The following is a 6,499-nucleotide window of genomic DNA, read 5'->3' as shown; positions in this document are numbered from 1 at the left end:
CAGCCGGAACGGCCCCGACACTTCCAGATGGTGCGGAGTCGTTGGCGTAACCCACTGGATATTGCCTGTGGCGAGCCTGTGGCGATTAGCGGTGCGGCCATCGTCCCAGACGAAGTCTACCGAGCCTTCCAACAGTTCGAGTTTTCCCCACACATCCTCTTTCAGGCGGTGCTCCGCGCGCAGGCCTGAAGGAAGTGTCGTCGCATCGAACGGCCCGATTTTGCGATAGGGCGCGGCCGATGCAGGTAAGGCGGCCGAATTGCTCACAAACCGACCGCCCTTGCGATCACCGCAATCGAAATGCCGAACAGCGCAATACAAAGCGGTACGGCCAATATCTGTCCTGCAACTGCGCTGCGGTTCATCGGGCCGGTCCAGGTTTCTAGCACGCCAATGCCATGTTCGAAGTGCGATTTTTTCCGGGGTGGATTCAGGCCGAACAACACAGCGGCTGTCCCGAAAAACATGAATGTATAGGCAGCGCTTATGGCCAGCATGAACAGGCCCGAAAGTTCGGTGCCAATGGCTGCGAGCAGGCCGAGGAAGAACAATGTGTAGCTTGCCCACATGGCACGCCATACCGATTTGGGGATCTGCAGGTTGGTTGCCTCTGGCTGAACAGGGATGTCAGGAATGATCCGAACGGGGCGTGCAGCATCAAGTGCGACGGGCTTTTGTTCGACAAGGGCTGCGCTCTGCAATTCATCAAGCATGGTGAACGTCCTTCATTCTGGAGGGGAGGAGGCCATCGCGATGGATGCGAATCCCGGTCAGTAGGCTATCGGCAATCATGTGCGCGCGACCGAGTATCAGGTCTCGGGCGGCCTCAGACGGCGCGGTATCCGCAAGGGTTTGTTCGAAAAGGGCGAGCCAGTGATTGAACTCGACGGCCTCGATCTGCGGTATTGCCACATGTTTCAGCATCGGATTGCCCGAAAAACTGCCGCTGTTATGCAAGACCGACCGCCAGAATTGCTTCATCCGCTCAAGATGTTCGGGCCAGGCCTTGATCCGGCTGTTGAATATCGGCCCCAGCATCGCATCGCTGCGGATGTGTGCATAAAAGCTTTCGACCATCAGGCCGATATAAGCCTCGTCAATGCCGACAGCCTCGGCAGCTGCTTTCTTGGTCTGGCGCGCGGAGGCGGAATAGGGATGTGTTGTCATGATGCGACTCATTAAGTGGTATTTGAGATACATCTATAAGCGCGTTGCGCGTAAAAGCAATATTTGATATACAACTTTAATGCGATTGAACCTGCACACCGATTATGCGCTGCGGATATTGATGTATCTGGCGACCAAATCCGATCAGGCGTCGGTTGATGAAATCGCAGGGGCCTTCCGCATTTCGCGCAACCACCTCATGAAGGTGGCACGCAGTCTTGTGGAGCTGCAATTGATAGAGGCTCGGCGCGGGCGCAGCGGTGGCTTCGCGCTTGCCGTGGCCCCCGAAGCGATCAATGTCGGTTTTGTCGTGCGCAAGCTGGAAAGTCTCGAAAGCTTCGTCGAATGTTTCGATCGCGGGTCAAACAATTGTCCGGTTGCTGGCGCTTGCGGGTTGCAGGGCGCACTGAACGGAGCGCTGGCGGCGTTTCTCGACAAGCTTGACGAATATATGCTTTCGGATCTGCTACCCGATCGAAACCGTTTCCTGCGGCAGCTCAAGGCTTTCGATCAGGCCCCTAACAGCCCGAAAACGAGCCCCATCGCGGCGTAGAAGACGATCCAGTATCCCGCATCGATGGCGAACAACTTGCCCGATTTGCGACTAAACAGATAGTTGGTTCCGATCGCCGGCGCGACAAAGCCGATGGCTATGCCGGTCGAAATCATCATTGTGCGATAAAAGTCTGTATCGAAATGTGCGAGCAGGTGGCCAAGGAAAACCGCCGACAGGATACTGAAAAGGAAAGTCAGCCCGAATATCTTGGCCATGTTGCCCGATTTGACGTCCTCGTCGCTCAGCCCAATCTGGTGCTGCCACGCTTTGCCGAACAAAGGGCCATACCAAAGGCCGCCGACAAGAAAGCCCGCCGCCGCCGCAACCAGAATTGCCAATAGATTTGCGTTTCCCATGTCTGTTTCCTCCCGACTCAATCATGCGCGTGAACGCACTTCGTGACAAGTGCGCGCAAAACGCCTATGCGCGCCGCCATCATGGCAACGAAAATTCAAGAAGCGCCCAAGGTGGGCATGGTGTCGCTTGGCTGTCCCAAGGCGCTGGTCGATAGCGAACGTATCCTTACCAAGTTGCGCGCAGACGGCTATGCGATGTCGCCCGACTATGAAGGTGCAGACGTCGTTCTCGTCAACACCTGCGGATTCCTGGACAGTGCCAAGGAAGAAAGTCTTGAGGCGATTGGCGAGGCGATTGCTGAAAATGGCCGGGTGATCGTCACCGGTTGCATGGGCAATGAGGCCGAGCTGATCCGCGCGCGCTTCCCCGAGGTTCTGGCTGTCACCGGCGCGCATCAATATGAGGATGTCGTTGCTGCGGTGCACGATGCGGCACCGCCTGCGCGCGGTGCTTTTGTCGATCTGGTCCCTGAAGGCGGGCTGAAACTGACGCCGCGCCATTACAGCTATCTGAAGATATCCGAAGGCTGCAACCACAGCTGCGCCTTTTGCATCATCCCCAGTCTGCGCGGGAAACTGGCCAGTCGCCGCATCGATGCCGTGCTGCGCGAGGCCGAAAAGCTGGTGTCTGCGGGGACGAAGGAACTGCTGGTTATCAGCCAGGACACATCGGCCTATGGCGTCGACACCCGCCACGAATCGCGCGAATGGAAGGAACGGCAGGTGCGCGCGCACATGACGGATCTGGCGCGCGAACTTGGCCAGTTGCGGACAGCAGAGGGTAACGCCCCCTGGGTGCGGCTGCATTATGTCTATCCTTACCCGCATGTAGATGATGTGATCCCGTTGATGGCTGAGGGACTGCTGACGCCCTATCTCGACATCCCGTTCCAGCATGCCGCCCCTTCGGTGCTGAAATCGATGAAGCGCCCTGCGAACGAAGCCAAGGTTTTGGAGCGTATCCGCAACTGGCGCAGCATTGCGCCCGATATTGCAATCCGTTCCAGCTTCGTCGTCGGCTTTCCTGGTGAGACTGAGGCGGATTTCCAATATCTGCTCGACTGGCTCGATGAGGCGCAACTCGACCGTGTCGGTGCCTTCCGGTTTGAACCCGTTGAAGGCGCTGCCGCCAATGCATTGCCCAATCCAGTGCCCGAAGATGTCAAGGAAGAGCGCTATCAGCGGATCATGGAGAAAACCGCCGCGATCAGCGCCGCGAAACTCGCCGCCAAAGTCGGTCGGGTTCTTCCTGTCATCGTCGACGAGGTCGGGGAATCGGACGAAGAAGGCAGCATCGGCGCCACTACGCGCAGCCAGGCAGATGCTCCGGAAATCGACGGAAATGTGTTCCTGCGGGATGTGCCGGAAACGCTGCAACCCGGCGATATCGTTGAAGTTACGATAGAAGATGCCGACGAACACGACCTGTTCGGGGTGATTGCCAAAGCCTAATGTAAACGGGTTGCAATTTGCAATCTTGTAAGTAAGTTTCCTTTTAAGCGCACGTTTAAAAAGCGCGGAGGAGACGCATATGGCCGGGAAGCAGCATGGTGGCGAATTTGATGTTCTGATCGTCGGGGCGGGGCTGTCGGGTATTGCCGCCGCCGCGCATTTGACGATGCAGTGCCCCGGCAAAAGCTATGCCGTGATCGAGCAGCGCGCCGATATGGGTGGGACTTGGGACCTGTTTCGCTATCCAGGCATTCGTTCGGATTCGGACATGCACACGCTCGGCTATCGCTTCAAACCCTGGACCGAGGCGAAAGCGATTGCTGATGGCCCAGCGATCCACAAATATGTCCACGAAACCGCCGACGAATATGGCATCACCCCGCATATCCGCTTTCGCCATCGCGTGCTCGGTGCCGATTGGTCGACCGACAAGGCCTGCTGGACGGTAACCGCGCGCCGCGAAGAGGATGGCGCGGAGGTTCAGTTTACTGCCAACTTCCTGTTCATGTGTGCGGGCTATTATGATTACGACCAAGGCTATCGCCCTGAATTCCCGCAAGAGGCAAGCTATACCGGCAAAATCATCCATCCGCAGCATTGGCCCGAAGACTTGAATTATGCAGGCAAGAAGGTTGTGGTGATTGGCTCCGGTGCAACTGCAGTGACAATTGTTCCGGTGATGGCACAGACCGCCGAGAAGGTTTACATGCTGCAGCGCACCCCGACCTATATGGTCTCACGTCCGGCGAAAGACTGGCTCGCCAATACGATGCGCGCGATCCTGCCCGAAATGACGGCGTACAAGATCACCCGCTGGCGTAATATCGCGATGCAGCGCTTTGCCTATAACATGGCGCGCAACAAGCCCGAGAAAATGAGCAAGAAGTTGCTCGAAATGGCGCGCAAAATGCTTCCCGCCGATTATCCAACCTTCGAGAAGGATTTCCAGCCGCCTTACACCCCTTGGGAACAGCGGCTGTGTCTTGTACCCGATGCAGACATGTTCAACGCGATTTCCAAGGGCAAAGCGGAGATAGTGACCGATCATATCGACCATTTCACCCCGACTGGCATCAAGCTGAAATCAGGGCGCGAGCTGGAGGCGGACATTATCGTGTCTGCGACCGGACTCAACCTGGTGATGATGGGCAAAACCAATCTAAGCATCGATGGCAAGGCGACCGCGCCGCACGAGCATGTCAGCTATAAGGGCACGATGTTCAACGACATCCCCAACTTTGCCAGCGTCTTTGGCTATGTGAACGCCAGCTGGACGTTGAAAACCGATATCGTTGCCGATTATGTCTGCCGCCTGCTGAAGTTGATGGATGCAAAGGGTGCCCAGATCGCCAATCCGCATCTGGCGGATACCGATATGCCGCGCCTGCCATGGGTCGATGATTTCTCCTCAGGCTATTTCGCGCGTTCGATCGATAAGCTGCCGAAGAACGGCGACCGCCACCCGTGGCGCGTATTGCAGGATTACAAGGCGGAGAAAAAGATCCTCACCGAAGAGCCGATTGAAGATGGCATAATGCAATTTTCAAAGGCAGGCGAGATGGTGAAACCATTGGAAGCGACTGCGGAGCCTATGCTGGAGGCGGCGGAGTAGCGACATCACGCTCGCAAAAGAGACCGTAGTGCTGAGCTTGTCGAAGCACGACCTTCAGGATCGCGCAAACCTTGAGGCGCCCTTCGACAAGCTCAGGGCTACGGTTTGTTTATTCGTCGTCTAGGCTTTCCCGCGTCGTAACGGCCGCAACTCGCCGCTCGACGGCAGGTTCAGGCGCAACGACATGCGGTTTGCGGCGGACGATCCACAGGATGGTTCCTATGGCGAGCAATCCGATCACAACAATGGCACCAGCGAGTGCGGCGAAGACGCCGTACATTGGTCTCAGATCGGGGGTGTAGGATTTGGCAACCGGCGTCTCATTGCTGATCTTCCAGTAATCGACTTCATAGGGTTCATCGCGCAGGCGGAACATGCGCACTTCTGCGGTGGTCCATGTGCCCTCGGCTTTGGCGGCGTAGATGATGGTCACTTCAGAATCCTCTGGGCCTAGCATGCCTTCCGGCTTGTAGCTTATAAAGCGCGGTTTCAGTTTAGGTGTTGCCTGTAATTCTTTGTATTCTTTTGAAAATCGCGCTTCGAGTTCATCCCGGGCGGTCGGCGCGACATGGCGCGCTGCCGCTGCCTTGTCTCCTTTTTGCAGGGCAACCACAAAGGCGTCAGACGTAGGTCCGATGTCTCTGGGTAATTCGATGATAGCAGGCTCGTTCCACGAACAGGCTGCCAGCAGGAACAGGAACAATAAGGGCATACGCTTCAGAAAATCCGCGCGAAAGGCCATTTGCTTCTCCCCCTGTTGAATCGATGTCGCTATCAAGGCTGGATGACTGACTATAGCAATTTGATCCAGCCCGATAGCGGGCAAGCCGCAACCGAGATAGAAATCGTTTTGAAAGAAGGTTTTGCCGAATGGTTTGCGGCCCAACCTGGACCCGTTCGCGCTGCCGCCACTGCGCAGAAGTTTGACGGAAATGCAGGCGATTTCGCCATCCTGCACATCCCCGGTGGCGACGAATGGAAAGCTGCCCTTGTGGTCGCCGATGCCACGAAGCTCGAACATTGGTCGCTTGCGAAGGCAGCGGAGGCGCTCCCGGAAGGCACCTATCGCTTGTCCGGCGCCGAAACCGGCGATGCCTTGCTCGGCTGGCTACTCGGCCAATATCGCTTTGATGAGTATCGCAGCGAACCCAAGCTGAAAGGCGCGCGTGTCCTTTTGACAACCGAGCCGGGGCGGATTGAAAATGCGGTGCGGCAGGCGGAGGCGACTGATCTGGTGCGCACGCTCGTCAACCGCCCGGCAGGCGATCTGGGGCCTGATCAACTTGAGGCGGAGGCGCAGCGGCTGGCCAAGGCGCATAAGGGCAAGCTGCATGTCACCAAGGGGCATGATCTTGA

8 protein-coding genes and 1 pseudogene are annotated in these 6,499 nt (G+C 57.1%); 4 read left to right on the top strand and 5 right to left on the bottom strand.

What is annotated here, in order from left to right:
* From Q0239_RS02135 to Q0239_RS02125, 3 genes are all read right to left on the bottom strand, one after another.
* The coding region (locus tag Q0239_RS02135; protein ID WP_298597686.1) for a DUF1971 domain-containing protein at positions 1-267 on the bottom strand (267 nt) is incomplete at its 3' end.
* Positions 264-713 (bottom strand): hypothetical protein, encoded by a 450-nt coding sequence (locus Q0239_RS02130; RefSeq protein WP_298597683.1) that lies wholly within the window; start codon positions 711-713, stop codon positions 264-266. The genes Q0239_RS02130 and Q0239_RS02135, both read right to left, overlap by 4 nt.
* Complete coding sequence (locus tag Q0239_RS02125) at positions 706-1,167, bottom strand: group III truncated hemoglobin (RefSeq protein ID WP_298597682.1); 462 nt, start codon at positions 1,165-1,167, stop codon at positions 706-708. The genes Q0239_RS02130 and Q0239_RS02125 overlap by 8 nt, the downstream gene beginning before the upstream one ends.
* 79 nt (positions 1,168-1,246) lie before the next feature.
* Between Q0239_RS02125 and Q0239_RS02120 the strand changes: the two genes are divergently transcribed.
* Complete coding sequence (locus Q0239_RS02120; protein WP_298597680.1) at positions 1,247-1,720, top strand: Rrf2 family transcriptional regulator; 474 nt, start codon at positions 1,247-1,249, stop codon at positions 1,718-1,720.
* Here the strand turns inward: Q0239_RS02120 and Q0239_RS02115 are convergent.
* Positions 1,678-2,079 carry a DUF1761 domain-containing protein gene (locus tag Q0239_RS02115; protein ID WP_298597678.1) on the bottom strand — a complete coding sequence of 134 codons (402 nt, stop codon included), beginning with the start codon at positions 2,077-2,079 and terminating at the stop codon, positions 1,678-1,680. The genes Q0239_RS02120 and Q0239_RS02115 overlap by 43 nt on opposite strands.
* A 66-nt stretch (positions 2,080-2,145) precedes the next feature.
* Here Q0239_RS02115 and rimO point away from each other — a divergent pair, with 66 nt between their 5' ends.
* Together rimO and Q0239_RS02105 are read left to right on the top strand one after the other, a co-directional pair.
* Positions 2,146-3,531, top strand: a complete 1,386-nt coding sequence (gene rimO, locus Q0239_RS02110) for a 30S ribosomal protein S12 methylthiotransferase RimO (RefSeq protein WP_298597676.1) — start codon at positions 2,146-2,148, stop codon at positions 3,529-3,531.
* Between the two features lie 79 nt (positions 3,532-3,610).
* A complete protein-coding gene (locus Q0239_RS02105; protein WP_298597672.1) occupies positions 3,611-5,143 on the top strand; it encodes an NAD(P)/FAD-dependent oxidoreductase in 1,533 nt (510 codons plus the stop codon).
* 109 nt (positions 5,144-5,252) lie between these two features.
* On the opposite strand, the gene Q0239_RS02100 is transcribed toward Q0239_RS02105, so the two are convergent.
* Positions 5,253-5,885 carry a hypothetical protein gene (locus Q0239_RS02100; protein ID WP_298597669.1) on the bottom strand — a complete coding sequence of 211 codons (633 nt, stop codon included), beginning with the start codon at positions 5,883-5,885 and terminating at the stop codon, positions 5,253-5,255.
* Between the two features lie 42 nt (positions 5,886-5,927).
* Here Q0239_RS02100 and Q0239_RS02095 point away from each other — a divergent pair.
* A pseudogene (locus Q0239_RS02095) lies at positions 5,928-6,499 on the top strand (leucyl aminopeptidase family protein); the annotation flags it as partial.

Source organism: uncultured Sphingorhabdus sp. (genome assembly GCF_937872355.1).
GTDB lineage: Bacteria > Pseudomonadota > Alphaproteobacteria > Sphingomonadales > Sphingomonadaceae > Sphingorhabdus_B.
The sequence above is the reverse complement of the archived record's forward strand: the minus strand, read 5'-3'. Positions and strand labels throughout refer to the sequence as shown.

Bases quoted from the DNA above. Each gene is read 5' to 3' on its own strand.
- Q0239_RS02130 (WP_298597683.1), bottom strand. From the start codon at position 713: ATGCTTGATGAATTGCAGAGCGCAGCCCTTGTCGAACAAAAGCCCGTC.
- Q0239_RS02125 (WP_298597682.1), bottom strand. From the start codon at position 1,167: ATGACAACACATCCCTATTCCGCCTCCGCGCGCCAGACCAAGAAAGCA.
- Q0239_RS02120 (WP_298597680.1), top strand. From the start codon at position 1,247: ATGCGATTGAACCTGCACACCGATTATGCGCTGCGGATATTGATGTAT.
- Q0239_RS02115 (WP_298597678.1), bottom strand. From the start codon at position 2,079: ATGGGAAACGCAAATCTATTGGCAATTCTGGTTGCGGCGGCGGCGGGC.
- rimO (WP_298597676.1), top strand. From the start codon at position 2,146: ATGCGCGCCGCCATCATGGCAACGAAAATTCAAGAAGCGCCCAAGGTG.
- Q0239_RS02105 (WP_298597672.1), top strand. From the start codon at position 3,611: ATGGCCGGGAAGCAGCATGGTGGCGAATTTGATGTTCTGATCGTCGGG.
- Q0239_RS02100 (WP_298597669.1), bottom strand. From the start codon at position 5,885: ATGGCCTTTCGCGCGGATTTTCTGAAGCGTATGCCCTTATTGTTCCTG.